Source organism: Reichenbachiella sp. MALMAid0571 (genome assembly GCF_040151475.1).
Taxonomy (GTDB): Bacteria; Bacteroidota; Bacteroidia; order Cytophagales; family Cyclobacteriaceae; genus CAXBNB01.
The window spans coordinates 1-351 of sequence record NZ_JBDKWG010000040.1; the positions used below are offsets into that span (position 1 = coordinate 1).

The 351-nt window shown below is 37.9% G+C and carries 1 protein-coding gene; it reads right to left on the minus strand.

Annotation, left to right across the window (positions count from 1 at the left end; genetic code table 11):
• Positions 1-56: 56 nt before the first annotated feature.
• On the minus strand, positions 57-351 hold a 295-nt coding region (locus AAOP42_RS00600; RefSeq protein WP_349526509.1), incomplete at its 5' end, for a transposase family protein.

Below are 351 nucleotides of genomic sequence, written 5' to 3' on the forward strand. Positions count from 1 at the left end.
GAATATTGGTTCCTTTTATCAGGGAGTAAAAAAATCTTTCAAATTAATAAACCTTATCACGGTTGGTTTTGTATAGCTCTGTAACAAAGCCTAAGATTGTGCAGAGCAGCAGCAATTTTGAATACCCGATCCCTGACCTGATAAGTTTTGAGCCTGATTTTATTTCGAATGATCTTGAGCCTTTTCACCCCACTAAAGGCATGTTCCACCCTTATCCTTGCTGATCCAATGGCTTTATTAACCTGCTTTTGTAATTGGGTTAACTCTTTGTTGTGAGGCTTCTTAAATGGCAAGATTGCATTTGGACAATTCTTTTCTATCCCTGCAAAACCTAAGTCTGCCAATAGGTTA